Annotated in this window: 25 protein-coding genes and 1 pseudogene; 7 read left to right on the forward strand and 19 right to left on the reverse strand. The window is 51.2% G+C overall.

Going from position 1 to position 26,007, the window contains the following annotated elements:
• The first annotated feature begins 44 nt into the window (after nucleotides 1-44).
• From atpG to GY634_RS01870, 3 genes are read left to right on the forward strand one after another with little or no spacing between them, the layout of a single operon-like run.
• Nucleotides 45-953, forward strand: coding sequence for a F0F1 ATP synthase subunit gamma (gene atpG, locus GY634_RS01860; RefSeq protein ID WP_166406869.1), 909 nt, complete (start codon nucleotides 45-47; stop codon nucleotides 951-953).
• Nucleotides 954-996: 43 nt separating this feature from the next.
• On the forward strand, nucleotides 997-2,415 hold the full coding sequence (atpD, locus tag GY634_RS01865) for a F0F1 ATP synthase subunit beta (RefSeq protein ID WP_166406870.1): 1,419 nt from the start codon (nucleotides 997-999) through the stop codon (nucleotides 2,413-2,415).
• A gap of 9 nt (nucleotides 2,416-2,424) precedes the next feature.
• Nucleotides 2,425-2,847, forward strand: coding sequence for a F0F1 ATP synthase subunit epsilon (locus GY634_RS01870; protein ID WP_166406871.1), 423 nt, complete (start codon nucleotides 2,425-2,427; stop codon nucleotides 2,845-2,847).
• Nucleotides 2,848-3,344: 497 nt separating this feature from the next.
• Here the strand turns inward: GY634_RS01870 and GY634_RS01875 are convergent, their stop codons facing one another.
• From GY634_RS01875 to cyoA, 6 genes are all read right to left on the reverse strand, one after another.
• Nucleotides 3,345-3,932 carry an SCO family protein gene (locus GY634_RS01875; RefSeq protein ID WP_166406872.1) on the reverse strand — a complete coding sequence of 196 codons (588 nt, stop codon included), beginning with the start codon at nucleotides 3,930-3,932 and terminating at the stop codon, nucleotides 3,345-3,347.
• 12 nt (nucleotides 3,933-3,944) lie between these two features.
• On the reverse strand, nucleotides 3,945-4,844 hold the full coding sequence (gene cyoE / locus GY634_RS01880; protein ID WP_166406873.1) for a heme o synthase: 900 nt from the start codon (nucleotides 4,842-4,844) through the stop codon (nucleotides 3,945-3,947).
• Between the two features lie 87 nt (nucleotides 4,845-4,931).
• Nucleotides 4,932-5,267, reverse strand: a complete 336-nt coding sequence (gene cyoD / locus GY634_RS01885) for a cytochrome o ubiquinol oxidase subunit IV (protein ID WP_166406874.1) — start codon at nucleotides 5,265-5,267, stop codon at nucleotides 4,932-4,934.
• Between the two features lies 1 nt (nucleotide 5,268).
• Nucleotides 5,269-5,901: a cytochrome o ubiquinol oxidase subunit III gene (cyoC, locus tag GY634_RS01890; RefSeq protein ID WP_207625453.1), complete on the reverse strand. Its 633-nt coding sequence runs from the start codon at nucleotides 5,899-5,901 to the stop codon at nucleotides 5,269-5,271.
• Nucleotides 5,902-5,908: 7 nt separating this feature from the next.
• Entirely contained in the window at nucleotides 5,909-7,885 is a 1,977-nt protein-coding gene (gene cyoB, locus GY634_RS01895) for a cytochrome o ubiquinol oxidase subunit I (RefSeq protein ID WP_166406875.1), read from the reverse strand.
• 5 nt (nucleotides 7,886-7,890) lie between these two features.
• Nucleotides 7,891-8,799, reverse strand: coding sequence for a ubiquinol oxidase subunit II (gene cyoA / locus GY634_RS01900; protein WP_207625458.1), 909 nt, complete (start codon nucleotides 8,797-8,799; stop codon nucleotides 7,891-7,893).
• A 198-nt stretch (nucleotides 8,800-8,997) separates the two neighbouring features.
• On the opposite strand from cyoA, the gene GY634_RS01905 reads away from it, so the two are divergent.
• From GY634_RS01905 to GY634_RS01915, 3 genes are all read left to right on the forward strand, one after another.
• Nucleotides 8,998-10,422 (forward strand): aminotransferase-like domain-containing protein, encoded by a 1,425-nt coding sequence (locus GY634_RS01905; protein WP_166406876.1) that lies wholly within the window; start codon nucleotides 8,998-9,000, stop codon nucleotides 10,420-10,422.
• 94 nt (nucleotides 10,423-10,516) lie between these two features.
• Nucleotides 10,517-10,798, forward strand: coding sequence for a hypothetical protein (locus GY634_RS01910; RefSeq protein WP_166406877.1), 282 nt, complete (start codon nucleotides 10,517-10,519; stop codon nucleotides 10,796-10,798).
• Nucleotides 10,799-10,817: 19 nt separating this feature from the next.
• Nucleotides 10,818-11,450 (forward strand): DUF6436 domain-containing protein, encoded by a 633-nt coding sequence (locus tag GY634_RS01915; RefSeq protein ID WP_242683573.1) that lies wholly within the window; start codon nucleotides 10,818-10,820, stop codon nucleotides 11,448-11,450.
• Here GY634_RS01915 and GY634_RS01920 read toward each other — a convergent pair.
• The 12 genes and pseudogenes from GY634_RS01920 to GY634_RS01980 all read right to left on the reverse strand — a co-directional run bounded on the left by GY634_RS01920 (nucleotide 11,447) and on the right by GY634_RS01980 (nucleotide 24,760).
• Nucleotides 11,447-12,178 (reverse strand): anaerobic ribonucleoside-triphosphate reductase activating protein, encoded by a 732-nt coding sequence (locus GY634_RS01920; protein WP_166406878.1) that lies wholly within the window; start codon nucleotides 12,176-12,178, stop codon nucleotides 11,447-11,449. The two genes, GY634_RS01915 and GY634_RS01920, sit on opposite strands and share 4 nt — an antisense overlap.
• Nucleotides 12,179-12,183: 5 nt before the next feature.
• Nucleotides 12,184-14,154 (reverse strand): annotated as a pseudogene (locus GY634_RS01930) (ribonucleoside triphosphate reductase).
• Nucleotides 14,155-14,637: 483 nt separating this feature from the next.
• Entirely contained in the window at nucleotides 14,638-15,606 is a 969-nt protein-coding gene (locus GY634_RS01935; RefSeq protein ID WP_166406881.1) for a 2-hydroxyacid dehydrogenase, read from the reverse strand.
• A gap of 18 nt (nucleotides 15,607-15,624) precedes the next feature.
• Entirely contained in the window at nucleotides 15,625-16,920 is a 1,296-nt protein-coding gene (locus GY634_RS01940; RefSeq protein WP_166406882.1) for a TRAP transporter large permease, read from the reverse strand.
• Nucleotides 16,913-17,398: a TRAP transporter small permease gene (locus GY634_RS01945; protein ID WP_166406883.1), complete on the reverse strand. Its 486-nt coding sequence runs from the start codon at nucleotides 17,396-17,398 to the stop codon at nucleotides 16,913-16,915. Before GY634_RS01945 ends, GY634_RS01940 begins: the two co-directional genes overlap by 8 nt.
• A gap of 24 nt (nucleotides 17,399-17,422) precedes the next feature.
• Nucleotides 17,423-18,472 carry a TRAP transporter substrate-binding protein gene (locus GY634_RS01950; RefSeq protein ID WP_166406884.1) on the reverse strand — a complete coding sequence of 350 codons (1,050 nt, stop codon included), beginning with the start codon at nucleotides 18,470-18,472 and terminating at the stop codon, nucleotides 17,423-17,425.
• Between the two features lie 33 nt (nucleotides 18,473-18,505).
• A complete protein-coding gene (locus tag GY634_RS01955) occupies nucleotides 18,506-19,465 on the reverse strand; it encodes an NAD-dependent epimerase/dehydratase family protein (RefSeq protein WP_242683574.1) in 960 nt (319 codons plus the stop codon).
• Nucleotides 19,456-20,265: a hydroxypyruvate isomerase family protein gene (locus tag GY634_RS01960; RefSeq protein WP_166406885.1), complete on the reverse strand. Its 810-nt coding sequence runs from the start codon at nucleotides 20,263-20,265 to the stop codon at nucleotides 19,456-19,458. Before GY634_RS01960 ends, GY634_RS01955 begins: the two co-directional genes overlap by 10 nt.
• Before the next feature lie 18 nt (nucleotides 20,266-20,283).
• Nucleotides 20,284-21,174 (reverse strand): NAD(P)-dependent oxidoreductase, encoded by an 891-nt coding sequence (locus GY634_RS01965; protein WP_166406886.1) that lies wholly within the window; start codon nucleotides 21,172-21,174, stop codon nucleotides 20,284-20,286.
• The gene (ilvD, locus tag GY634_RS01970) at nucleotides 21,171-22,889 is read right to left on the reverse strand and encodes a dihydroxy-acid dehydratase (RefSeq protein ID WP_166406887.1); all 1,719 of its coding nucleotides are present in this window, start codon (nucleotides 22,887-22,889) and stop codon (nucleotides 21,171-21,173) included. Before ilvD ends, GY634_RS01965 begins: the two co-directional genes overlap by 4 nt.
• A gap of 22 nt (nucleotides 22,890-22,911) precedes the next feature.
• Entirely contained in the window at nucleotides 22,912-23,598 is a 687-nt protein-coding gene (locus GY634_RS01975) for a GntR family transcriptional regulator (protein ID WP_166406888.1), read from the reverse strand.
• 115 nt (nucleotides 23,599-23,713) lie between these two features.
• Entirely contained in the window at nucleotides 23,714-24,760 is a 1,047-nt protein-coding gene (locus tag GY634_RS01980; RefSeq protein WP_166406889.1) for a mechanosensitive ion channel family protein, read from the reverse strand.
• 231 nt (nucleotides 24,761-24,991) lie between these two features.
• Here GY634_RS01980 and GY634_RS01985 point away from each other — a divergent pair, with 231 nt between their 5' ends.
• Nucleotides 24,992-25,294, forward strand: a complete 303-nt coding sequence (locus GY634_RS01985; RefSeq protein WP_166406890.1) for a hypothetical protein — start codon at nucleotides 24,992-24,994, stop codon at nucleotides 25,292-25,294.
• On the opposite strand, the gene GY634_RS01990 is transcribed toward GY634_RS01985, so the two are convergent.
• Nucleotides 25,291-25,890 (reverse strand): helix-turn-helix domain-containing protein, encoded by a 600-nt coding sequence (locus GY634_RS01990; protein ID WP_166406891.1) that lies wholly within the window; start codon nucleotides 25,888-25,890, stop codon nucleotides 25,291-25,293. The two genes, GY634_RS01985 and GY634_RS01990, sit on opposite strands and share 4 nt — an antisense overlap.
• Nucleotides 25,891-26,007 lie beyond the last annotated feature (117 nt).

Below are 26,007 nucleotides of genomic sequence, written 5' to 3' on the forward strand. Positions count from 1 at the left end.
GGGGCAGGTGCCCTGTCCCGATAACGCCTTTACAGGAAAGTGTGATGGCTGGAATTAAAGAAATTCGTACAAAGATCAAGAGCGTGCAAAACACGAGCAAGATCACCAAAGCCATGGAGATGGTGGCGGCATCCAAAATGCGCAAGGCGCAGGAACGGATGCGTGCAGGCCGTCCTTATGCGACCAAGGTACGCGAAATTGCAGCGCACCTGATGCAGGCACACCCAGACTACGCACACCCATACTTGCTTGAGCGTGAAAAGCTGAACGCAGTTGGTGTGGTTGTAGTTAGTACGGATAAAGGCCTGTGTGGTGGTTTGAATACCAACATTTTGCGTTTGGTATTGGCTCGTCTGCGCGAATTTGAAAATCAAGGCATTAAGGTACAAACCACAGCATTGGGTAGCAAAGCTGCCTCAACGCTGGCTCGTGTTGGTGCCAACTTGGTGTCTCAGGAAGTGCAGTTGGGTGATGAACCTAACCTTGAGCGTCTGATCGGTGCAGTTAAAGTGCAGATGGACGATTTCGTAGCTGGCAAGATTGATGCAGTCTACCTAGCGACAAGTCGTTTCGTTAACACCATGACGCAGGATCCTACGTTTATTCGTTTATTGCCACTGCCTAGCGGTTTGGCAGATCCTTTCCAGGTTGTAGGCGAGAGTGCAGCAGCTTCTACAGCACTCAAATCTGAATACGGTTGGGATTACATCTACGAACCCGATTCGAAAACTGTTATTGATGAACTGTTGTTGCGCTATGTAGAAGGTCTGGTGTATCAGGCTGTAGCGGAAAACATGGCTTCTGAGCAATCCGCCCGTATGGTGGCGATGAAGGCCGCATCTGATAACGCCAAAAAAGTGATTGGTGAGCTGCAACTGGTTTACAACAAAACCCGTCAAGCTGCTATTACTAAAGAAATTTCTGAAATCGTGGGGGGTGCCGCAGCCGTGTAATCGGTGTGTGGCTAACCATTAAGTTATTATGCAAGGACTAAACATGAGCAACGGTACCATCGTTCAGTGCATCGGCGCCGTGGTGGATATTCAGTTCCCCCGCGACAGCATTCCTAAGGTTTACGACGCGTTGAAGCTTGTAGATACAAGCTCCAAGTTCGCTGAAGAAGGTTTGACCTTTGAAGTTCAGCAGCAATTGGGTGACGGCGTAGTACGTACGATTGCTATGGGTTCCAGCGACGGTTTGCGTCGTGGTATGGAAGTTGGCAACACCAATGCACCTATTTCCGTTCCAGTTGGCTCCGCCACTCTGGGCCGTATTATGGACGTGCTGGGTCGCCCAATCGACGAAGCTGGCCCAATCCCTACTGAAGAGCGTCGCGCTATTCACCAGGATGCCCCTAAATTTGACGAGCTGTCCCCATCCGTGGAACTGCTTGAAACCGGTATTAAAGTGATTGACTTGGTTTGCCCCTTTGCTAAAGGCGGTAAAGTAGGTCTGTTCGGTGGTGCTGGTGTGGGTAAAACCGTGAACATGCTTGAGCTGATCAACAACATCGCTAAGCAGCACAGTGGTTTGTCCGTATTTGCAGGTGTGGGTGAGCGTACTCGTGAAGGTAACGACTTCTACCACGAAATGGCAGAAGCTGGCGTTATTCAATTGGACAACATCGGCGAATCCAAAGTAGCCATGGTGTTCGGTCAGATGAACGAACCTCCAGGTAACCGTCTGCGTGTAGCGTTGTCCGGTCTGACAATGGCGGAAAAATTCCGTGACGAAGGTCGTGACATTCTGTTCTTCGTAGATAACATCTACCGTTACACTCTAGCCGGTACTGAAGTATCCGCGCTGTTGGGTCGTATGCCTTCCGCCGTGGGTTACCAGCCTACACTGGCAGAAGAGATGGGTAAACTGCAAGAGCGTATTACATCCACTAAAACTGGTTCTATTACCTCTATTCAAGCTGTTTACGTTCCTGCGGATGACTTGACTGACCCATCCCCAGCAACAACCTTCTTGCACTTGGACTCCACAGTTGTGTTGTCTCGCGACATTGCTGCTCTGGGTATCTACCCTGCGGTTGACCCACTGGGTTCTACAAGCCGTCAGTTGGATCCTCAAGTGGTTGGTGAAGAGCACTACGCAATTGCTCGTGGCGTACAGCAAACTCTGCAACGCTACAACGAATTGCGTGACATTATCGCGATTCTGGGTATGGATGAGCTGTCTCCAGAAGACAAACAGATCGTTGCTCGTGCTCGTAAGATCCAGCGCTTCCTGTCTCAGCCTTTCCACGTGGCAGAGGTGTTTACAGGTGCGCCTGGTAAATTCGTTACATTGAGCGAAACACTGCGCGGTTTCAAAATGATCGTTGATGGTGAGTGTGATGCACTGCCAGAGCAAGCCTTCTACATGGTTGGCGGCATCGACGAAGCATTCGAAAAAGCGAAAACACTGTAAGGATTACTCATGGCTACACTTCAAGTTGATGTGGTCAGTGCGGAAAAATCGCTGTTTGCCGGGGAAGCCAAGTTTGTTGTGCTTCCTGGTGAATCCGGCGAGCTGGGTATTTTGCCCGGCCATACCCCACTGATTTCTCGGATTCGTCCGGGTATGCTGAAGATCGTTATGGCCGACAACAGTGAAGAAGTGATTTTCGTTGCTGGCGGTATTCTCGAGGTTCAGCCTTCTAAAGTAACGGTTCTGTCTGACACAGCGATTCGTGCTGCTGATCTAGACGAAGCCAAAGCTCTGGAAGCCCGCGAGCGCGCCGAAGAAGCTCTGCGCAATACCAAAGATCAAGCGGATATTGCTGTAGTAGAAGCTGAGTTGGCGATGTTGGCCGCTCAAGCAGCTGCAGCACGTCGCTTCAAGCAAAACCCAGGTCACTAATTGGTGATAGGGCAGTAGCCTGAGCGGTGTATGATCTACGGATCATAGAGCGATCTAAAAAAACCCCTGCTGATGCAAATTAGCAGGGGTTTTTGAATTCTGGCTACTAAGTTGTCCACAGTTTCTGACTGGCTTTATGCGAGGCTGTGAATAGCGATTTTTAGCGCTGCAGAGCAGCGTGAATTAAAAGCCTGTGGGTATGGGTTGTGGTGAGGTGTAAAGTGTCGTAGAGACGCTGTAAACACCAAATTCTGGATGTGATACTAGCGCTTTGTAAACCCTCTATACCTAAAGGGATTAAAACTCTGAAATCATAGGTTATATGCGCGTTTCGGGCGGAATGCGCGCAGGGAGTTAGTCGTCCCGCATGACATAAAAAATGCCCATGTACGGTTGTACAGGGCATCTGGCTATTCTACGTGTTTGGCTGCCGCGTTGTGGCGGCTGTAGAGCGGAAATTGAGAGCAAATGAGTGTAGAGGCTAGGCCCTACATTTTTCATTTCCCATCAATAAGCAGCTGTATGTCATCAACAATGTTATCCACAGGCGTGCCGTAGTTGATGTACAGGCGTAATTTACCTTTGGGATCGAACACATAAGCGCCAGCAGCATGATCCATGGTGTAGCTTTCTGGGGTAGGCCCAGCTACACGTTGGTAAAACACTTTGAAGTCACTGGCCATCTTTTCTACTTCTTCTGGGCTACCAATAAGAGCATGTGCGCTAGGGTCAAAGCTATCTAAGTAGGCGCGCATGATTTCTGGTGTGTCCCGCTCGGGGTCTACTGTCACAAATAGCACTTGCAGCTTATCGAAGTCTTTACCCAGTTTCTCTTTTACTTCTGCCATTTCCACCATAGTGGTGGGGCAGACATCAGGGCAATGTGCAAAACCAAAAAACACATACACGACTTTGCCAGCATAATCAGCCACGCTAGTGTAGCGGCCAGTGTCGTCAGGCATGTGCCAATCTTGCGCGTACTCTACTTGGCTGAAGTCCATGGCATGAAAGCTAGGCTTGTCATCAGAACAAGCGCTTAACCAAAGTAGGGGAATACACAGAAGCAGAGTACGAATCCAGGGCATAACAAACAGCTCTTACAGCAGGTAGTGATCTAGCAACAGGGCAAGGAAAATCCCGCTCAGGTGCCATAAAGACCAACGGAAGGTTCTTTTCGCTAAATCGTCGGAGTAGTTTTTCCACAGAGCATAGCCGTAGGCACAAAATACGCCGCTCAGCACAATGGCAGTCAGCAGGTATAGCCACGAGCTCATGCCGTAGAACACAGGCAGCAATGTCGTGATAAACAGGGCAATTGTGTAGAGGAAGATATGACGTGCGGTGTAGTCCATGCCGTGAGTAACGGGCAGCATGGGCAGGCCAGAGCGCTTGTAATCTTCAACCCTGTACATTGCCAGCGCCCAGAAGTGCGGCGGTGTCCAGACGAAGATAATCAAGAACAGAATAATGGCTTCCATATGTACTTCACCACGGATGGCTGCCCAGCCCAGCAGTGGGGGCATCGCACCTGAGGCACCACCAATCACGATATTTTGTGAGGTGAGAGGCTTCAGAATAATGGTGTAGATAATGGAATAACCCACGAATGTAGCCAAGGTCAGCCACATAGTGAGCATATTGGCGTAGGTCGCCAGAATAAAACAGCCTAGCGAGCACAGAATGGCTGTGAACAGCAGTGCTTGGCGATCAGAGAGTTCGCCGCGAGCAGTAGGACGCCATGCCGTACGTTTCATACGGGCATCAATGGACTTTTCTACAAAGCAGTTCACAACGGCGGCAGCAGACGCTACCAGCCAAATACCAAAGCAGGCCAGCAGAATACGTACCCACTCGGCACGATCGGGCCAGTGAGGGAGGGCCAACATCATTCCGATGAAGGCGCAGAAAGCGATGAGTTGTACCACCTTGGGCTTGGTTAGTACCCAGAACTGGGACCAACGGGAAGCGGTGACGGCGGTGAGGGTCGCATGATTCATAGTGCGCTCCAGTAGCAGGAAGCATCCGGCCAGCCGTAGGGCCGGCCGGGTGCGAAGAGCGAACGGATTAACAGTTCAGGGCTGAACTTATCCGTTGATCATCATGTGGTAATGCATGCTCCAGATGATCCAGATCGACAATGCAATAACAATGAACAAAATAACTAAAGTGAAAACGAAACTGGCTAAGTTCCAGCCGTTTTCAGACGAGCGGTTCATGTGCAAGAAGAACACTAACTGAACAATCACCTGAACTACTGCAAACGCTACCACGATCAACATGGTGGCTGGTTTGCTGAGCACTGGGTTCATCACCAGTGCAAAAGGGATGACAGTCAGAATCACGCACAGAACAAACCCAATGCCGTACGACTTGGCGCTGCCGTGGCTTTCTCCTGCGCGGCTAGTGGAGGAATGTGACATGTTAAAGAGCTCCAAACAGGTACACGACGGTGAACACACAAATCCAAACCAGATCCAAGAAGTGCCAGAAAATGCTCAGGCACGACAGGCGTGTGATGTTGGTAGGTGTTAGGCCACGTGTAGTCAGTTGATGGATAACCACAGCCATCCAGATCAAACCGGCAGTAACGTGAATACCGTGTGTGCCCACCAAGGTGAAGAAGGCACTCCAGTACGCGCTACGGGTAGGGCCAGCACCTTCAGCGATCAGGTGCTGGAACTCGTAGAGTTCCATGCCAATAAAGGATGCACCTAATACAAAGGTTACGCATAACCAGCGCAGAGCAGCTGCTTTATCTTGACGGTGTACCGCCAGCATGACAAAGCCGTAGGTGATACTGGAGAACAGCAGAACAAAGGTCTCAACCAGCACGAACGGCAGTGAAACCAGTTCCTTGCTGGTGGGACCACCGGCAAACGCATTGCTTAATACCGCAAAAGAAGCGAACAACGTACCAAACAGTACGAGGTCAGACATGAGGTATATCCACATGCCCAGGACTTTTGTGGAGCCCTGGTCGTGTGAGTGATCGTCTGCGTGGGCGTGATCGCCGTGAGCAGCCGAATGAGCGGATTGTTGAGTCATAGTCGACATGTTGCTATCAACCTTTCTGTGCAAGCGCAGCTTGATGATGCGCATTCTCTATACGTTCAATTTCATCAGGCTGGACGTAGTAGTCCACATCATCGTTGTAAGAGCGAACGATGAAGGTAATGATGGTCGCAGCGAAACTGCCTGCAGCCAACCACCAGATGTGCCAGATAAGCGCGAAACACATTACCAACAGGAAGCCGTTAACAATCAGCGGTACGCCTGTGTTACGTGGCATGTGGATAGGCTCGTAGTGCTTAGGAGGAGGCGGTAAGCCACGCTCTTTAGCGGCATGGAACGCATCCAGATCATCAACCACGGGAGTAACAGCAAAGTTGTAGAACGCTGGAGGAGAAGAGGTTGCCCACTCCAATGTACGGGCATCCCATGGGTCGCCAGTAACATCCAGGTTTTTGTTGCGGTCGCGGAAGCTGACGTACAACTGCAGCAGCATGAAGCCGATACCAGCCAATACAAACAGTGCACCAACAAAGGCTACGTACAGGTACGGTTGCCATGCAGGGTTGTCGTATTGGTTCAGCCTACGTGTCATGCCCATGAAGCCCAGCATGTACAGAGGCATAAAGGCCAAGTAGAAGCCAATTACCCAGCACCAGAAGGAGTAACGACCCAAGCGCTCATTGAGCTTGAAGCCGAACATTTTCGGGAACCAGAAGTAGAAACCAGCAAAGTAACCAAACAGCGCACCACCAATAATAGTGTTGTGGAAGTGAGCAATCAGGAACAAGCTGTTGTGCAGAACAAAGTCAGCACCAGGAATAGCCAACAACACGCCTGTCATACCGCCGATGGTGAAAGTCACCAAGAAAGCGATAGTCCACATCATAGGTACTGAGAACTCTACGCGGCCACGGTACATCGTGAACAGCCATGTAAAGATTTTCACCCCAGTTGGGACGGCAATAATCATGGTCATAATGCCGAAGAAGGCATTGACGCTGGCGCCTGAACCCATCGTAAAGAAGTGGTGCAGCCACACAACGAAGGACAACAGACCAATAGCAATGGTCGCGCCCACCATGGATTTATAGCCAAACAGTTTTTTGCGTGCAAAGGTAGCTGTCACTTCGGAGAAGATACCGAAGGCTGGCAGCACCAAAATATACACTTCAGGGTGACCCCATGCCCACACCAAGTTCACATACATCATGGGGTTGCCGCCCAAGGTGTTGGTGTAGAAGTTGAAGTCTAAGTAACGGTCTAGTGTCAGTGCGCCCAGAGCTACAGTCAGAATGGGGAACGCAGCAATAATAATCGCGCACGTAACAAAGGAAGTCCATGTAAATACGGGCATTTTCATCAGGCTCATGCCTGGTGCACGCATTTTCAGGATAGTCACAAACAGGTTAACCCCAGTCAGCAATGTACCTAGACCGGATGCCTGTAAGGCCCATATGTAGTAATCCACCCCCACTCCAGGGCTGTATTCAATCCCAGATAGTGGCGGGTATGCTACCCAACCAGTTTGAGCAAATTCACCTACACCCAAGGACAACATAACCAGCACAGCGCCGACTACGAAAATCCAGAAGCTGAACGCGTTCAAGAATGGGTATGCCATGTCTCGAGCGCCGATCTGCAGAGGAACAACCACGTTCATCAGACCCACAACAAACGGTGTGGCGACGAAGAAGATCATGATCACGCCGTGGGCGGTAAAAATCTGGTCGTAGTGTTCAGGGGGCAGGAAGCCTTCGCTACCGGGGCCGGCAGCAGCTAACTGTGCGCGCATCATCAGTGCGTCGGCAAAGCCGCGAATCAACATGACGATAGCGACAACGATATACATGATACCGATGCGTTTGTGGTCTACAGAGGTGAACCAGTCACGCCAGAGTACGCCCCATTTTTTGAAATAGGTGATCGCACCAAGTAGGGCAGCTCCGCCCAACACGATACCGATCAGGGTCACCACGACGATAGGGTCGTGCGTCGGTATGGCGTCCCATGTCAGTTTTCCAAACATGACCTTCACTCCTTCGTTGTTTGGGATGGCTCGGCATCAAGTGCCGGTGCCGGTGTAGTGTTAGCACCTACACCAATGAACTGATCTATTACTTTCTTGAACAGCAGGGGCTCAACAGAACCGAAGTAAGTAATAGGGTAGTAATGACGAGTAGGCTGAGCCAATTGCTCAAAGCTAGTCATGTCCAGTGTTTTGTCGGACTCACGTACTTCGTCTACCCATGCGTCAAATTCAGCATCCGTTGTAGCGGTTGCCAAGAAGTGCATTTGAGAGAAACCAAGACCACTGTAGTTGCCAGACATGCCGCGGAATACGCCGGTTTCGTCAGCAATCAGGTGCAACTGTGTACGCATACCCGCCATGGCATAAATCTGACCACCCAACTGAGGGATGAAGAAAGTATTCATGGTGGAGTTGGAAGTGATGCTGAATGCCAAAGGACGATTCGCAGGGAACTTCAACTCGTTAACAGTAGCAATGCCTTGCTCTGGGTAAACAAAAACCCATTTCCAGTCGGTAGCAATGGCTTCCACTTGCAGTGGTTCTACTGTCGACTCTAGAGGCTTGTAAGGATCCAATTCGTGGGTGGATTTCCACACAATGAATGCAAGAATGCAAACAATGATCAGAGGAATCCCCCAAACCACAACTTCAATTTTTGTGGAATGAGTCCAGTTTGGTGTGTATTTAGCTTTTTGATTAGAAGCCCGGTATCGCCATGCAAAGACAAACGACATGACAATGGCGGGAATCACCACAATAAGCATAAGCGCGACGCAAATAATAATTAGGTCGCGTTGGGCAATGCCTACAGCTCCTTTAGAGTTGAACAGCACCCAGTCGCATCCGCTAAGACCCAAAAGCATAAAAGCCATGAGTGCATAACGGGCACGGTTCCAGCAAGTTTTCATCATGCCTAGACCTTGTGTAATGGTTTTTCCAAGAAGATGAGCGTGAATTGACGCAACAACAGGGACGTTGCACTTACTCTTGGTATGATGGCTATGTAAGAAGAAGAGTCAGCACCATACAAGTGTAAAGAATGTTCCATGCAAGTTCGCTATTGTATGGTAATTTTATGGGGTTTTGTATAGAGGAGGTGAGTTTCCGTTATGGAAGTTCCAACCACAATCCGCAAATTAAAAAAACCAAACTCCTCTTGGGTTAGGCCTTTCCAAGACGGAGAAGGATCCCTTTATCAACAGATTTCCAACCAAATCATCAATGCGGTACATGATGGCGTGTTGCGCCCAGGGGACCGTTTGCCGCCTCAGCGAGAGCTGGCGCAAGCGATGGGTGTAGATCTTACAACGGTTACACGTGCGTATGCAGAGGTACGCGCGGCCGGTCTTATGGATGCATACGGAGCAGGGGGCTCCTATATTTCCTGTACGCACGCTGAGGATCACGGCACCGTGGACCTCAGCATGAATACGCCTCCTTTATTAGGCAGTGCGTTGTTTAGTCGCATGATGTTGTCAGCCATGAGCTATGTGCAAAAGCTGATGTCTAATGGCGACTTTATGAGTTATCGCTTAGGCGCAGGTCTAAGCCAAGACCGCCAAGCTGCAGCCACATGGTTAAAACCCATGCTAAGCAATGTGGATGGTGATCGCATTGTGATCTGCTCAGGGGCTCAGGCAGCATTAAGTGCGCTGCTACTAGCGCGTACCCAGCCAGACGATGTGGTGGTGGTAGATAGTTTGACGCACCCCGGCTTTTTGGCCGCCATACGTGTATTACAGCGTAGGGTAGTCACGGTGTCTGCCGATGCGGAAGGGATGTTGCCTGACGAACTTGAAAAAGTATGTAGTGAAAACAAGCCTTCGCTGCTGTATTTAGTACCTACTATTCATAACCCCACCACAGCGACTATGTCGCAAGCGCGTCGTGAGGCTATCTATAAGGTTATTAAACGCCATGACGTGGCGGTGATTGAAGACGATCCCTATTGGCTGCTGGCCGGTGATGCGGCACCGCCTATTGCAGCATTGGGGCTGTCAGATAGAGCCGGCCCACCGGTGTTTTATGTGTCTACCTTGTCTAAGTGCTTGGCGCCCGGGTTACGCACGGCCTATTTGGTCGTACCGCCTTCTGAGCCTATAGAGCCTATTTTGGATGCCTTGCGTTCATTAAGTCTGATGCCTGCACAAAGTATGGTGTCTAGCGTTACGCACTGGATACAAGAGGGTGCGGCGCAAGAGTGGATGCGTCAAATACGCCAAGATGCAGGGCAGCGACAAAAAATTGCTGCCAAAATCTTGCCGGGTAAGCCTATTGCTCACCCTTATGGATTGCACCTGTGGCTAGAGCTATCACCGAAGTTGGATCAGTACCGGTTGATACAAACGGCGCAAGAGCAAGGTTTGGGGGTGACCAGTTCAGATGTGTTTTGCCCATTTGAGTCGTCGCCGGGGGCTATTCGTATAGCACTGGGTGGCGCGTCAGATCATGCACGTCTGCAAGTAGCCCTAGAGAAATTGTCAGATATTTTGCTATCTGCTGATAAACCACAGCGAATTGCTGCTATCGTGTAGTCATTTTTGCCCTACATGTTTTTTGTAAATGCATACAAGAAAGTCTTGTATGCAGTAAAATAAAAGGCATGTAGGGTTAAAAAATGGATGAAGTATGTCGTCTCAGCAAGGCCAAGGGCCAAGACGTTCGCGTTTGCACTTTCACATTATTATGGCGGGAAGTGGTCTTTTTATTATTGCGATGTTGGCCGTCTTGGCTTATGTCATGTCTAGACCACAAACTCCAGCAGTGCAGGCAGCTGAGCAGCAAGCTATTCTTAAATGCCGCGAGCGTAGCGTAGATCCTAGCCGCTCGTTGATTGCGCAGCAGGAATTGGCCAAGTCATGCCAAGAAATGACTAAGCAATATGTGCGTAAATTTGGGCAGCAGCCGTGAGTGATGGGTTAACTGCATAATGAAAACACCATCCTCTGCGGGTGAGCGCCCAGGTTTTTTGCGCCGTAATGCATTACGAATCTTTGTTAGCGTTTGCATGCTGATCTTGTTTGGCATGGGGGATGCGTTGTGGCGTTATTTTGGCATCAGTGGCCTCAGCGCCTATCCCGAGCAAGCCGTGGTATTTGAAGATACGGCACTGCAATTACCCCTAGAAATAGCGGGAGCCACAGGAAGAATTCGGATGGTGCATTTCTGGGACCCAGACTGCACGTACTGTAATAGAGAAACCGGTGCGCACCTGAGCTACTTAATCAGTATGTATAAGCGCGCCAATATTGATTTCTATAGCGTGCAAAAGCCAGGTTCTACGGGTGAACTACCTGTTTTTCTTCAAGGCAAATTAACACCTTTGGATTATGTGCCAGGCATGGAGCACATTCCAGCCAGCCCTTCGGTGGGGATTTGGGACGAGACCGGACGCTTAGTCTATGCTGGTCCCTATAGCTTGGGCATGGTTTGTACATCGGCCAACAGTTTTGTAGAGCCTATATTAGATAGATTGGTGGCGGGTGAAACAGTGAATCAGCGCGCAGGCTTCTTGGCTGTGGGCTGTTATTGCCCGTGGACGGAGCCGGCCGCCAAGCCTTAACGCACCGCAAAATGGCTAAATAAGCCAGATAGGTGTTCTATCGTCTGTGGGGTAGGAAATGACGTTGTGCTAAAGGGGCTAAGGCTGTCATTGGTGCAGCCTTCAGGTCTAAAACGTTGCAAGATTAGGCACGCTACCCCCATTTTTGCTAAGTCATCCGCCATGTTGCATAGCTGGTCATCGCTATGTAAATCGGGGTGCACAGTAGTACGGCATTCGTAACTAACCCCGCTTTGCAGCAGAATTTCTAGACTACGTTTAGCCGCTTCACCGCTGCGCGGCAGTTGCGTAATCGTAGCGTAGTCGTCAAAGTTAGTTTTGATATCCAAGCCCACCCAATCCACATAAGGCAGCACGCCTTTTAGGGCTTCAGGGTACGCGCCACCGGTATGTAGCCCCACCTTAAAGCCTAATTCGCGGGCTTCTGTCATGGCACGTGGTAAGACAGGGTCTAATAATGCCTCGCCACCACTAAACACGACAGCATCAAGTAAGCCTTGGCGTGTGGCCAACCAAGCTAGTATGTCTGGCCACGCAAGGGGGCTGTGGGCTGTACGTTCTAGCAGATGTGGGTTGTGGCAATAATGGCAACGCCATGGGCAGCCTTGTATAAAGACAACGGCGGCTAATTGGCCAGGGTAATCGGTGGCACTAAATGGCGTCAAGCCACCGATTTTAAGTGAGCGGCCAGGGCGTATGGGCCATGGGGTGGGCGAGGCGGATGGCATGGTGGTTAAGCCCGTTTGCGCAGAGGGTTGCTGACGTGCATGGGCTGTTCGGTGAAGTGTAAACGCTCGTGGAACTCTCCTTGTTTGCCTATATTGAACGACGACACGGGGCGGTGATAGCCCATAACACGGGTCCATATTTCGCAGGGTTGTCTGTCTTCGTTACGTAAAACAGGGGGCTGTTTGCTAGTCATAGTCAGTACTCCAATGGGTTAATGCAGAGCAGGGGGTTGATGGGCTAACAACTCGTCATCACATTTTGGGCAGAACTCATGCCTACCCGATAAATAGCCATGTTTGGGGCAAATGGAAAACGTAGGGGTGATGGTGATATAGGGCAGGCGGAAGTTTTCCAGACTACGTTTAACCAAACTGCGGCAGGCGTCTACCGAGGACACGGCTTCAGTCATGTAGAGATGCAGCACCGTCCCGCCTGTATATTTGCACTGCAAGGTATCTTGATGCAGTAAGGCTTCAAAAGGGTCATCACTAAAGCCCACAGGCAACTGCGATGAGTTGGTGTAATACGGTGTTGCCGGCGTGCCGGCCTGCAAAATATCTGGATAGCGTTTGCGGTCTTCTTTGGCAAACCTATAAGTAGTGCCTTCGGCAGGGGTGGCTTCTAGGTTATACAAATGGCCTGTTTCTTCTTGGAAAGCCACCATGCGTTCACGTACGTGGTCTAACAAACGCACAGCAAAATCATGGCCCCAGGCGGTGGTGATATCGTGCTGATCCAGTGTGAAATTACGGATCATTTCGTTAATCCCATTTACACCCAAGGTAGAGAAATGATTGCGCAAGGTGCCTAGATAGCGTTTGGTGTAAGGGAACAAGCCATCGTCCATATGCTGCTGTATGACGCGGCGTTTAATTTCTAAGCTGGTTTTACCCAGCTCCAGTAAAGCATCTAAACGGTTAAACAGGGCGGTTTCGTCACCGGCGTACAGGTAGCCTAAACGCGCGCAATTGAGGGTGACCACGCCTACAGAACCGGTTTGCTCGGCGGATCCAAATAAACCATTACCGCGTTTCAGTAACTCACGCAGGTCTAACTGCAAGCGGCAGCACATGGAACGCACCATGTTGGGCTCAAGTTCTGAATTAATGAAATTTTGGAAGTAGGGCAAGCCGTAGCGTGCGGTCATGGCAAATAAGCGGTCTGCATTCTCGCTATGCCAATCAAAGTCGCGGGTGATGTTGTAGGTGGGAATAGGAAAGGTGAACACCCTGCCTTTGGCATCGCCTTGAGTCATGATTTCCATATAGGCACGGTTAATCATGTCCATTTCAGCTTGTAGATCGCCGTAGTTAAAGGGCATTTCCTCGCCGCCAATGACCGGCGTTTGCTCACGTAGATCTTCGGGGCATACCCAATCAAATGTTAGGTTAGTAAAGGGGGTTTGTGTCCCCCAACGCGACGGCACATTCAGGTTGTAGATCAGTTCTTGCATGCACTGCTTCACCTCGTCATACGGTAAGTTGCCTTTGCGTATGAACGGTGCCATATAGGTGTCAAACGAACTGAATGCTTGGGCGCCTGCCCATTCGTTTTGCAACGTACCCAAGAAGTTAACGATTTGCCCTACGGCACTAGAAAGGTGTTTGGGTGGTGCGGATTCCACTTTACCGGGAACGCCGTTTAAGCCTTCATGCAGCAAGGTGCGTAGCGACCAGCCGGCGCAATACCCGGAAAATACATCTAGATCGTGTATGTGCAGATCGGCGTCTCTATGGGCTTGGCCTACCTCGGCGGGGTAGATATGGCTTAGCCAATAATTGGCTACTACTTTGCCTGCTACGTTTAAGATTAATCCACCCAGTGAGTACCCTTGGTTAGCGTTGGCATTGATGCGCCAATCACGCCTGTGCAGGTATTCCTCCATGGTGTTGCCTACCTCTACAACAGGGTCTGGGAGCGGGTGATTCCCTTCTTCCAGAGTGTGATCAGGCAGCAGTGTCATAACGCTCTCCATCTACATGTTGTGTTTAAAATGTATTTTTAAACTATATATAGTGGTTTAGAGCATAGGTGCTAGCGGGAGAATAAACTTTGATCTGGATTAAAAACTTGTGGGTTTGTGGTTTGGGTGGATGAGGCACACGGGGGATTAGCGGCTGAAGTCTGAGGGAGGGCTACTCGTAATACTGGCTCAGGGTAATGGCTGTATTCATCGCACGCGCTGGGGAGACTGCGGAACAACTTTTTGTGATTTGAGACACCAAATCAAAAAAGTTTTCCTCCGCCTTCCCCGATGTATCCCAATTAGATAGGCTTACAGCCCTTTCTTTAGCGGCAGTGTGTTTCGCTACAAAAGTACACACAGCTAACAACTACCTCCATATAAAAACCGTGGCATGCAACGAAGGAAAGGCGGGGGGAAGTATTTTTCAATTTGGTTTACAAATTTAAAAATGCTTTCGCAGCCTTAGGCTACGGCAGACACAATGTATGCCGTCTACCCATTCACCGAATTACGTAAGGCGTTGCCAGCCTGCCAATCCAGCAAGTTAGTAACGGCTAAATCCACCATACCTAAGCGTGTGCGTTTGGTGGCGCTGCCTATGTGGGGTGTCAACACAGCGTTGGGAGCGGCCAGTAGTTCTTTGGCAATGTTGGGTTCGTTTTCAAACACATCCACGCCAGCCGCACCAAGTTGGCCGCTCTGTAGGGCATGCGCTAACGCCACATCGTCCACCACACCACCCCTAGCAATGTTGACCAACACAGCGGTGGGTTTCATCAAGGCCAACTCGTTAGCACCGATCAGATGGTGGGTGGCGGGGGAGTAAGGCACTACTAAGATGACGTGGTCGGCCTCTTTAAGTAGGGTTTCTTTTTCTACCCACGTCACACCGGGAGTGTCTTCTGCCGGTAAAGCCGTGCGGTTGTGATACAGCACCCGCATACCAAAACCCATGGCGCGACGGGCTACGGCACCGCCGATGCGGCCCATGCCAATAATCCCTAAGGTGCTGCCTTGAATGTCTACGCCTAGCCAGCCATCTAAGGCCATGGATTTCCACTGACCGTCGCGTAACCAGCGCTCAGACTCGCTGATGCGTCTGGCAGCGGCAAACATCAATGCCCACGCTAGGTCGGCGGTGGTTTCAGTGAGTACATCGGGTGTGTTGCTGACGGCAATGCCGCGCGCTGTGGCGGCGGCTACATCGATGTTGTTGTAGCCCACGCCAATGTTGGCGATGACTTTTAACGTAGGTAGTTGGTCCAGCATGGCCGCATCCACGCGGCTGCTGGCGGACACCAATAAAGCGTCTGCGCCGTTGGCCCACGCTACCAGTTGATCTCCTTGTAAAGCGCTGTCGCCGTGGTGGGCGTGTACGGAAAAACCAGCGGCTTCCAATGTTGCTAAGGATTCGGGGAAAACGCGTGCACACACAGCAACGCGGGGAGAAGAAACAGTCATAGGGGCTCCAACAAACAATTAGCCTAGGTAGCGAGGTAAGTACAACGACAGTACGGGGAAAGCAATCAAAATGGCCAGACGGATAATGTCGGCGAATACAAAGGGCATAACCCCACGGTACATGGTTGCTAAAGGAACCTCGGGCAGTAGGCTGCGTAACACAATAACGTTCATGCCAAAGGGGGGCGTGATAAAGCTGATTTCTGTGACCACCACCACAATAATGCCAAACCAAATCAGATCAAAACCTAGATACTGCACCAGCGGGTAAAACACCGGTACGGTAAGCAAGATCATGGACATACTTTCTAATACCGCGCCCAGCACGATATACAGCAGACTGATCAGGATAATGACGGTATAAGGGCTTAGATCAAACTGCATGACCAGCATTTTGAGGTCATCGGGCAGCGAGGTGAAGTTGATGAAGTTGGCAAACAGTAGTGCGCCAATAATCACCATAAACAGCATACCGGTAGTTTGAGTGGACTCTATCAACACTTCCGACAAACTGCGCCAGGTTAAGGTGCCGCGTAACAGCGAGAACAGCATGGCACCAAAGGCACCTATACCCGCCGCTTCGGTAGAGGTAAAAATGCCGCCATAAATACCACCCATCACAATGCCGAACAACACCAATAAGCCCCACACTTTCTTGATGGCTTGCCAGCGTAATGCCCAACCTTGGCGTTCGCCAGCGGCAGGGCCTGCAGCCGGGTTACGCCATGTCACCCACGCTGAAGCCAGTAAGTACAACAAAATAGCGAGTGCGCCAGGTATCAAACCAGCAGCAAACATTTTGCCTATGCTTTGCTCTGTCAGAATGCAGTACACCACCATCACAATAGACGGCGGCAGCAATATACCCAATGTGCCACCAGCCGCAATAGAGCCAGTCGCTAAGGCGGGGTCGTAGCCAAAGCGGCGCATTTCTGGGTACGCTACTTTAGACATGGTGGCAGCAGTGGCCAAACTGGAACCGCATACTGCACTAAACCCACCACAGGCCAAAATAGTCGATAACGACAGCCCGCCACGTCGATGTCCTAAGAAGGCATGAGCAGCGTTATACAGCTCTTTGGAGAGCCTGGCTTGGGTAATAAAGTTGCCCATTAAGATGAACAAGGGCAACACTGATAGGGTGTATTGAAACCCGCTTTCATACACCATGGAACCGGCCATCGCATAGGCAGAATCCCAGTTTCGTATGAGGGCGGTGCCCACTAATCCTACTAGAGCCATGGCAAAGGCCACGGGTACTTGCAGCATGATGAGGGCAAGCATGGCGGCAAAGCCTAATAGCGCTTCAGTCATGGTTAGCCCCTTTGAATATGGTTTGTAGCAGTTGCAGCAAGTGATACAGCGTAGTGACGCTTAGCATCACTGCCATAAAATAGGCTACTGGAGCGATAGGCAGTAGCAAAACGGCAGTTTTATCCCCGTAATCGGCGATTTCAGCGGCTTTGCCCCAGCTCACCACTGCCAGCAATGCAATGATGCTAAAGGAGATTAAGTCGCCTAGTACTTGCTGTAGCCAGCGGGTACGGCCATGCAGCGCCATAGCGACCAGATCCACCGTGATATGGCCCTTAGAGGCCGAGGAGAGTGCGATCCCTGAAAAGATCACACCCACCATCAGCAACTCGGTAAGCTCCACTGAACCTAGCACCGGAAAATTGAAGAAATAGCGTCCCGCCACGTCCAGCATGGTGAGGCACATCATCAGAAAGAGTGTCACTTCGGCGATGCGCCGCATGACGCAAAGCAAGGAGCGAAGCAGAGCATTCATCATGATTTCCTGATTCAAAGGCAGGGATTAAGGACGGCTGTCTATTTCCGCATCCAGCTGTTGCAGTTGCTCGCGGAACTCGGCCAACACCACTGGGCCGTCGATGTTCTTCGCTGCAGCCGCATCTAGCCATGCTTGCTCAAAACGCTGTGTGCGCTCACGAACCGCAGACACCAGAGCCTTATCTGCTTCGATGATTTCTACGCCTTTTTCTTGGCCAGCTTTAAGGGAGCCTGCATCAGCACCACCCCATGCTGCACCCGCCATGCGAGCAGCGTATTCGCCACTTAATCTATCCAGAACTTCACGATCTTGAGGTTCTAGGTTGTCGTAGGCGCGTTGGTTCATGATCAGGCCGTGCGAGTCACCATATAAGCCACCGGGGAAACGTGTGATGTGGCGCACCACCTCATCCAGTTTGAAGGCCGCTAAGGATTCACCGGGAAAGAACAGGCCATCTACCACACCAGTGCTCAGTAACTCGTAGGAGTCAGGGGCGGGTTTGACCACAGGGTTGATATTCAGGGCTTGGGCGACGTCGGCAGCCATCCCGCCGCCTACACGTACTTTTAGGCCATCAAAGTCTTCAATGGTGCGAATGGGTTTGTTGCCAGTCATGACTAAGCCTGGGCCATGGCCGTACATGCTTAAGAGTTTGACGCCACGGTGTTCGCCAGCTTCTGCTAGGTACTTGTCATAAATACGCCATGCGGCCACCGAACGGGCTTCGCCATGGTTGCCTGTCAGTGGCAGCGAGGCCAGTTTGGTTAGCTCAAAACGACCCGGGTAGTAGGCATGCGAAATAAAGGTAATGTCTACCAAACCATTGCGAGCCGCATCGTAATGGCCCGCAGGGTTGGTCACCGGTTTGGGCAAGAGACGAGGTTTAACACGCCCTTCAGTTTGTTCTTCAATTTCTGCAAGCCAAGGCACAATAAAGCCCGCCACAAGAGAGTGGGTGGGTGGTAGCCAGACGGATACTGTCAGTTCGGTGGGCTTGGCATGGGCGACTTGAGTGCTGCCCAGCGACAGAACAAGGCCAGAACAGTACAGTAGTTTTTTACAGAGTTTCAGCATAATAAGTCTCCTCGTTTCTCTATGTTTTATGTATCAAGCTGATGGGGTGGTCAGAAGGGCTCTGTGTAGTAGGGTTTCGACGTTGTGGTCGTGCGTGAAACCCAGCTGGTCGGCCAAGGCCGTGTCTAAGGTGGGCCAACAACCAAATTGCACTTCAATCTGCGCGTTGGGTTGCCAACTCACTAGATGCTTTCTCTCTGTGCCATACAGAGCGACTAAACCGCGTACTAATTCACCGGTAAGTACGCGTAGTGCTGGCAGTGTGACGACGCGGCTAGTAGGCCAGGCTGCAGCGGGCGACAACGCGGCATGCAGCAATTGTTGTAAACAGCAGGGCAGGGAAATCAGCCAGTTGGCAGCGTCTTTAGACACCGGGCAGGTGTAGGGGGTGCCGGCGGCAAGATGCTGCACAAGGTCACTGGAAAAACTGGATAGCGCGGCAATGGCTTGTAGGGGGCGAGCGATGATGCCGGGCAGTCGCACAGCTCGCCCGTCTAGGTGGCCTAAGCGGCTGTAATCGGCAATCAGCAGTTCCACCATACGTTTGTGTGTACCGTAACTTAAGGTGGGTTGTATGGTGGTGTGATCGTCAATGTGATCGGGCAGTGGCGTGCCAAATACGCCAATAGAGCTAGTGAATACTACAGTAGCTTTTGTAGATTGTTGACGCAGGTCTTCAAACAAGGCTACCGAGGCTTGTAGGTTGACCGCTAGGCTTAGTGCGAGGTCTTCTTCTGCACGCTTACTGGTAATGCCAGCTAGATGAAAGACATAATCTGCGGGCTCAGACAACAGTTGTTCGCGTAGCGCGGCTTGGCACAGATCACCTTCTATATCGTGCAGAAAAGCGGGCGTTTGCGCTAAGGGCGGTAGCGTGAGATCGGTGCGACTTAAACGCGTAATGGGGCGACCCGCAAAGTGGCTTTGTGTGCTTAACCAACTGCTGAGTGCATGGCCTATATAGCCGCCTGCTCCGGTAATGACTATATGCATGATGTGTGCTCCGGTGCGGTGCATAGCCCTGCTTGCTGCAAAATCACAAGAAACTTCAATCCTTGTTCAAACTTGGCGGCAGGTTTGTACTCACAGCCTATGCTGCCGCGATACTGCGTGTTGAGTAAATATTGCAGGGCTTGCAGCATTTCAGGGTACTGCTGCAAGTTAGGTTCGTGACGTTTGGTGGGGTCTGCAATTTGCACGTGCGACACCACATCGCGACAGGATTGCAGGGTTTCCAGCAAAGGTAAGCCCTCTACTAAGCTGTGATAGAAATCGAATTGCAACTGCAGTTGTGGTGAGTTCATCTGGCGCACAATGGCCAGCACATCGGCTGGATTCCAGTAGGCATAGCCGGGTAAGTCGCGCCTATTTAACGCTTCCAGTTGCAAGGTGATGCCCGTACCAGCCGCTTGCGCTAAGGCGTAAAGTAGGTTTTCCTGTAATGTCTCTTGCCAGTGCTGTGCGTCCAGATGCTGCGTGATCCCCGCCATTACGTGGATGGCTGGCACACCTAGGCTTTGGGCTGTATGTAACGCACGATCAAAATCCGCTTTGAAGCGGTCTTTTGAATTCGGTAACGCTGCCAAGCCAAAGTGGTCGTCTGCTATGGGAGTGTTGATCAGTAAGGGTTGTAGCCCGTGATCTTGCAGTGGTAATAGATATTCTTGTGGGTGCAAATCGTAGGGGAACAGCATTTCCACATGGTTGAACCCTTGAGCGGCAACGCGTGCACAGCGCTCAGCAAAGCTTACATCGTCAGGGAACAGCAGACTGAGGTTGGCAGCAAAATGCATGGTAGCGGGTTCCTGTGGTTAGGCTTGAGCTTGAAAACTAGGCAGGCTGTCTGGGTGGCTCAGGCAAATTAAGGCTGAGATCTCAGACGCTCCCAGCCCTAAGGCACTGGCTTGGCGCAAATTTTGCTGTACGGTAGCGGCGAGAGCAGTGGGAGTACGCGTTTGTTTGGCAAGATCCAGTGCGCTGTCTATGTCTTTAAGCATGGTGTCTAACGCACCCACAATGTGGTGCTGCGCTTGCAGCATACGTGGCGTAAACAAGGGCAATAACTTGGAATCTGCCCAACCACCTTGTAGTGCTTCCGGTAGTTTGGACGCATCCATACCGGCAGCGCGGGCAAGGCTTAAGGCCTCGGCGATGGCATTGAGTGTTGCTGCCACAATGGTTTGGTTGCACAGTTTGGCGGTTTGGCCTGTACCCGAAGCACCCATGTGGGTAATGCGAGCGGCATAAGCCAGCATGGCGGGCGTGGCGTGCTGTAGTGCTTGGGCATCGCCACCCACCATGATTGTCAGTGTGCCTTGCTCAGTACCAGCCACACCACCGGATACCGGCGCATCTAACCATTGCGCGTGTTTCTGTTGATGCAATTTCTGGGCTACGTGTTGCGTGATGGCCGGGGCAATACTGGAGTGGTCTACCACCCAAGCCACAGATGGTGCATGTACCACGCCGGAGTCGCCAAACACTACCTCTTGCACCGCCTTGGCATCCAGCAAACACAGCAGAACGCCGTCTACATCAGTGGCGGCTTCTTGTGGTGTGCTGCAGGCTCGTGCGCCTAACGCGACCAAGGCTTCTGCTTTGGCGGGGGACCTATTCCACACATTCACCTGATGGCCCGCCGCGAGCAGTCGCTTCACCATGGCAGTGCCCATTAGGCCTAGACCACAAAATGCGAGTTTCATGCGTCGTCCTCCGCTGGGTCGTAAGGCCAATCCAGATTACCTGAGTGGGTGGTAGCGCCCTCGTTAGCAGGGCCTACCAATTTGGCGTATTTTTCTAGCACGCCAGCTAAAGGAGCACGGTCTACTACCGGTTTAGTCGCGCGGCGCAGAGCCAGCTCTTCGTCACTGACTTGCAAACTAAGACTGCGGGCGGCGGCATCAATGTGGATAATGTCGCCATCTTGAATTAAGCCAATAGCACCACCCATGGCGGCTTCAGGGCTAGCGTAGCCAATACACATGCCACGGGTAGCGCCAGAAAAACGGCCATCTGTCAGCAGGGCGACTTTTTCGCCTTTGCCCTGACCATACAGCGCGGCGGTCACGCTTAGCATTTCGCGCATGCCAGGGCCGCCCATGGGGCCTTCGTTACGTATAACCAGTACATCGCCATCGTGATAGGCCTGTGTGGAAACGGCTTTCATACAGGCTTCTTCGTTCTCAAATACTCTGGCTTTGCCCGTGAACTGTAGCGATTTCAGACCGGCAATTTTTAGCAACGCACCATCGGGGCACAGATTGCCTTTCAGTACCACCACGCCACCGCTAGGGTGTAGTGGTTGGGCGCAGGAGAACACGATGTTGTTATCGGGATCAGGGAAGTGTTCCAAGGCTTCAGCTAAGGTGTTGCCTTCCAAGGTAAGGGTATTGCCGTGCAAGAAACCGCCTTTGAGCAGTGCTTTTAAGACAACCGGCGTGCCACCAATGCGATCTAGGTCGCGCGCTAAATAACGGCCACCGGGCTGTAAGTTGGCAATCAGTGGGGTGCGTTCAAAGACACGGCCCACGTCCTCTAGGGTGAAACGTATGCCTGCTTCGTTGGCAATGGCAGGAATATGCAGCGCAGCGTTGGTAGACCCCCCCGTAGCTGCTACGACGGCACAGGCGTTTTCTAAGCTCTCGCGTGTGACCAGATCGCGAGGCAAGGGGACGCCTGTGGATAAAATGGACATGACTTGGCGGCCAGCGCGACGTGCTAAGGCCAAGCGGCTGCTGTATACCGCTGGTGTCATGGATGAGCCTAGCAGCGATAAACCCAGCGTCTCGCCCACCATAGCCATGGTGTTGGCCGTAAACTGGCCGGGGCAAGCGCCTGCTGTAGGCGATGAGCTGCATTCTATGCCTCGTAATTGATCTAGGCTGATGGTGCCGCTTTGGTAACGACCTACTGCTTCAATGGTGGTCAGAATCGTACTGTCTTGGCCGGTTTCGCCATCAAAGCCGGGTAGCATCGAGCCACCGTACACAAATACCGACGGTACGTTAGTGCGTACCATCCCCATCATGATGCCAGGCAGCGTTTTATCGCATCCAGCAAATCCCACCAACCCGTCATAGGCATGGCCACGCACCATCAGTTCTACGCTGTCGGCAATGGTTTCACGCGATACCAAACTCATACGCATACCGGCATGGTTCATAGAGGTGCCGTCTGAGACCGAAATGGTAGAAAAACTAATGGGCACGCCACCACCTTCGGCTACGCCTAAGCGGGCGTTATCGGCCTGCGGCGCTAAGGACATAGAGCAAGGTGTGTTATCACCTGTAGTGCTGACGATACCTACAAAGGATTTTTCCAGCGAGTGATCATCCATCCCTGTAGCGCGCAGAAAAGCACGGTGTGGCGCACGGGTAGGGCCGTTGGTCACGACGCGGGAACGGTGTTTGTGCAACATGGGGTGTCTCCTCCACAAAAGCTTAGTCTGTGGGTTGTTGTAATTGCAGTAGCTGTTCAAATGGCCAGCTAATGTCGGCTTGCAAGGCTTCTTGGGCGGCCTTGGCATCGCCTTTGCGTAAGGCGTTCACGATGGTTTCGTGGTGATCATCAATAGGGGTGCGCTCTGGGCCACAGTGTTCGCGCACCTCTCGTAAATAGGGGCCTGATTGCAACCATAGGCTTTCGATCATGCCCAGCATCACGGGAGACTGGGCATAGCGATAAATGCAGAAATGAAACTGGCGGTTTAACTCAAGGCTAGTGGTCATACCGTCGGGCTGGCTACGGCTGTGGTGTATGTCCTTGGCCAGTTGGGTGAGCAACGCCAAGTCAGCCTCGTTCACATTGCCAGTCGCCCATTGGGTGACAGCGCCTTCAATTAACACACGAGAGCGGCGCAAGTCTTCTAGTCGTTCGGTGGTAATCAGAGGCACACGAGACGAGCGGCTGCGCATGGGCTCTAGTGCTTGCTGGGCAACAAGTCGGCGCAGTGCTTCACGCACGGGCATGGTGCTGGTGTCCAAATCATCGGCCAGTTCTTGTATGCCTAGCACCTGTCCAGCACGGTAAACGCCGTGCATGATGCGGTTGCGCAGCACTTGATACACCGCATCGTGAACAGAAGTGCGAACTATAGGCCCTGTAGTGCCGGGAAGATGTGCGTCCATATGTACCCACAAAAAATAATATGATTTTTGATCTTTGATCAAAGATAAGGGCAGACAAAAAAAACCAACACCCGGGATTTCCCTTGATGTTGGTTTTAGTGCGTAGCGACTAGCTCTAGGCAGCTGGTGCGTTTTGCTTGTTCACGTAAAGCGTTTGTGTGGGGTAGGCGAAGTCGGCACCATGTTGTTGCACGATGTCGATAATTTTCAAATACACGTCTTGCTGTATGCCTAGCCACTCGGCCCAGGCCGTGGTTTTGGTGAAGCAATACACCATGATATTTAACGAAGAATCGGCAAAAGCATCGAAGTACACCAAGATGGTTTGGGTTTGGTCTATGTCTTGGTTGGCCTTCAAGTAGGCGTTGATATCGTCCACAATCACTCGTATTTTGGCAGAATCCTCGTAGCGCAGACCAATTTGCGTATTAATACGGCGGTTAGTCATGCGCCCAGGGTTTTGCACACTAATAGTAGAAAACAGTGAGTTGGGCACATACAGCGGGCGATTATCAAAGGTTCTAATCTTAGTAATACGCCAGCCAATTTCTACTACCGTACCTTCGATATTACGGTCGGGTGAGCTAATCCAGTCCCCTATATTGAACTGTCTATCGTAGTAAAGCATCACCCCTGAGAAGAAGTTACTCAGTATGTCCTTACCGGCCATACCAATCGCAATACCTCCAATACCCCCAAAAGCCATCAAGCCTGATAGGCTGAGCCCGAAATGTTCGCCAAACATTAACAGTAGCACCACAAACACAGTGATCTTCAGCATTCTGGCAACCACGCGTGTAGAGGTGGGGTCGCTGCCTTTGCTGATTTGGTGCTTCTCAAAGAGCGTGATGAGTAGTGACACCTGACGCAAAATGATCAGGGCGATGACTAACACCGTGAGGAAATCAATGGCGCTTGAGCTAGCAGCACGTAGTTTGTAGTCAACAATGGCGTACTCAGCGTATTGCTTCACTGTTAAGGCAAGCGAGCACAGGAAGACACTTTGTATGACATGAAAGGTGATTTTTCGTGTCAGGTTTTGTATGCGACGTAATCGTACATCTGCCCAGACTGCACCTGCTAAGCAAAATATGGCGATACCCAGACCGACAGAGTATTTGATGAGCAAGTCACTAGAGACAGGGATTAAGTCTTCTGGCATGAGTTCAATCTAACCCAAAATAAAAAAGCAGAATACCACGGCTGCATGTCTAGTTAGGTGTCAAAAAGTGTGCAGAAACAGCAGGCATAGACAGCATTGTGGGAGTTTGGCTGCGTTATGGCAGTTGGTGCTTGATTTGGTGAATGCCGTTCTATATTATGAATTTTATGTTCTATATATAGAACATCGTTCGTTTTACTGAATTGTTAGTGCTTGAGGGGCATAACTATCATGGATATCTTATTCCTAGGCTCTGATTTGGAAGCGTTTAGCTTGTCTTCCTGTCATACGCGACATCTAGATGGGTTGCTACGACCCACCAATCTGCATCACGTTAAACAATGTTCGTCTTCAGATTTGCATCTGTTGAAAGAGCACAGTGTAGATGTGATTATTTTGGATGCAACCGTAACAACGATGGATAAGAATCAGAAAAACGAAGATATGTTGGGGGCAGTATTACGTGTGGCGAGACGCGGTTATATTTTTAATACTCCAGTGCGCGCTAGCCAACTAAACGTCAAAGCGGCTTAACGCTTAATGGATTCCACCACCAGCCACGCGGTTGCAGCGGTAGTGCCAATATTGCTGATAACGTGGGGCTGGTCAGCCGGGTAACGGGCGGTTTCGCCAGCGTGTAATTGTTGCTCGCTATTGCCGGACTTCACTTGCCATAACCCCGAGAGCACTGTTAAGTGTTCTTGGGTGCCAGCTTCGTGTGGCTCAGACGCCAACACACCACCAGGTTCTACGGTAAGGGCATACCATTCGGTGATGCCTGCCAAGTCTATAGGCCCCAAGATACGTAACTCACAGGTGCCATCCTTGTTTTTGATCACAGGGGTGGAGTGCGCCGATTGCAGCGTAATGTTAGGCTCGGCAGACGATACTGCCTCCATTCCCAAACCTAAAATATCACCCACACTGATCTCTAGCGCTTGTGCCAACCTCCACAACACGGCAATGGTGGGGTTAGTCAGGTTGCGTTCTATTTGTGACAACATAGATTTAGACACCCCTGATCGTTTAGACAGGGCGTCCAGTGAGAGCTTCTGTTGGGCGCGTATGGCTTGAATAGCCTGGCCTACAGGAGGTGGATCGTGTGGAAGGGAAGTAGTGTCCCGTGCCATGTCTCTACCTTTATGTCAGGGTGAATAGGTGCGCTGATTTTACTACGGGCAACAAATTAAATTCTGTGACAATGCTCCCTATCCCCCATTTTGATTCTTACCGTTAAAATAGCGAGG

The organism is Paenalcaligenes suwonensis (assembly GCF_011290505.1).
In the GTDB taxonomy this organism is placed as follows: Bacteria; Pseudomonadota; Gammaproteobacteria; order Burkholderiales; family Burkholderiaceae_B; genus Paenalcaligenes; species Paenalcaligenes suwonensis.

Bases quoted from the DNA above. Each gene is read 5' to 3' on its own strand.
- atpG (WP_166406869.1), top strand. From the start codon at position 45: ATGGCTGGAATTAAAGAAATTCGTACAAAGATCAAGAGCGTGCAAAAC.
- atpD (WP_166406870.1), top strand. From the start codon at position 997: ATGAGCAACGGTACCATCGTTCAGTGCATCGGCGCCGTGGTGGATATT.
- GY634_RS01870 (WP_166406871.1), top strand. From the start codon at position 2,425: ATGGCTACACTTCAAGTTGATGTGGTCAGTGCGGAAAAATCGCTGTTT.
- GY634_RS01875 (WP_166406872.1), bottom strand. From the start codon at position 3,932: ATGCCCTGGATTCGTACTCTGCTTCTGTGTATTCCCCTACTTTGGTTA.
- cyoE (WP_166406873.1), bottom strand. From the start codon at position 4,844: ATGAATCATGCGACCCTCACCGCCGTCACCGCTTCCCGTTGGTCCCAG.
- cyoD (WP_166406874.1), bottom strand. From the start codon at position 5,267: ATGTCACATTCCTCCACTAGCCGCGCAGGAGAAAGCCACGGCAGCGCC.
- cyoC (WP_207625453.1), bottom strand. From the start codon at position 5,901: ATGTCGACTATGACTCAACAATCCGCTCATTCGGCTGCTCACGGCGAT.
- cyoB (WP_166406875.1), bottom strand. From the start codon at position 7,885: ATGTTTGGAAAACTGACATGGGACGCCATACCGACGCACGACCCTATC.
- cyoA (WP_207625458.1), bottom strand. From the start codon at position 8,799: ATGATGAAAACTTGCTGGAACCGTGCCCGTTATGCACTCATGGCTTTT.
- GY634_RS01905 (WP_166406876.1), top strand. From the start codon at position 8,998: ATGGAAGTTCCAACCACAATCCGCAAATTAAAAAAACCAAACTCCTCT.
- GY634_RS01910 (WP_166406877.1), top strand. From the start codon at position 10,517: ATGTCGTCTCAGCAAGGCCAAGGGCCAAGACGTTCGCGTTTGCACTTT.
- GY634_RS01915 (WP_242683573.1), top strand. From the start codon at position 10,818: ATGAAAACACCATCCTCTGCGGGTGAGCGCCCAGGTTTTTTGCGCCGT.
- GY634_RS01920 (WP_166406878.1), bottom strand. From the start codon at position 12,178: ATGCCATCCGCCTCGCCCACCCCATGGCCCATACGCCCTGGCCGCTCA.
- GY634_RS01935 (WP_166406881.1), bottom strand. From the start codon at position 15,606: ATGACTGTTTCTTCTCCCCGCGTTGCTGTGTGTGCACGCGTTTTCCCC.
- GY634_RS01940 (WP_166406882.1), bottom strand. From the start codon at position 16,920: ATGACTGAAGCGCTATTAGGCTTTGCCGCCATGCTTGCCCTCATCATG.
- GY634_RS01945 (WP_166406883.1), bottom strand. From the start codon at position 17,398: ATGATGAATGCTCTGCTTCGCTCCTTGCTTTGCGTCATGCGGCGCATC.
- GY634_RS01950 (WP_166406884.1), bottom strand. From the start codon at position 18,472: ATGCTGAAACTCTGTAAAAAACTACTGTACTGTTCTGGCCTTGTTCTG.
- GY634_RS01955 (WP_242683574.1), bottom strand. From the start codon at position 19,465: ATGCATATAGTCATTACCGGAGCAGGCGGCTATATAGGCCATGCACTC.
- GY634_RS01960 (WP_166406885.1), bottom strand. From the start codon at position 20,265: ATGCATTTTGCTGCCAACCTCAGTCTGCTGTTCCCTGACGATGTAAGC.
- GY634_RS01965 (WP_166406886.1), bottom strand. From the start codon at position 21,174: ATGAAACTCGCATTTTGTGGTCTAGGCCTAATGGGCACTGCCATGGTG.
- ilvD (WP_166406887.1), bottom strand. From the start codon at position 22,889: ATGTTGCACAAACACCGTTCCCGCGTCGTGACCAACGGCCCTACCCGT.
- GY634_RS01975 (WP_166406888.1), bottom strand. From the start codon at position 23,598: ATGGACGCACATCTTCCCGGCACTACAGGGCCTATAGTTCGCACTTCT.
- GY634_RS01980 (WP_166406889.1), bottom strand. From the start codon at position 24,760: ATGCCAGAAGACTTAATCCCTGTCTCTAGTGACTTGCTCATCAAATAC.
- GY634_RS01985 (WP_166406890.1), top strand. From the start codon at position 24,992: ATGGATATCTTATTCCTAGGCTCTGATTTGGAAGCGTTTAGCTTGTCT.
- GY634_RS01990 (WP_166406891.1), bottom strand. From the start codon at position 25,890: ATGGCACGGGACACTACTTCCCTTCCACACGATCCACCTCCTGTAGGC.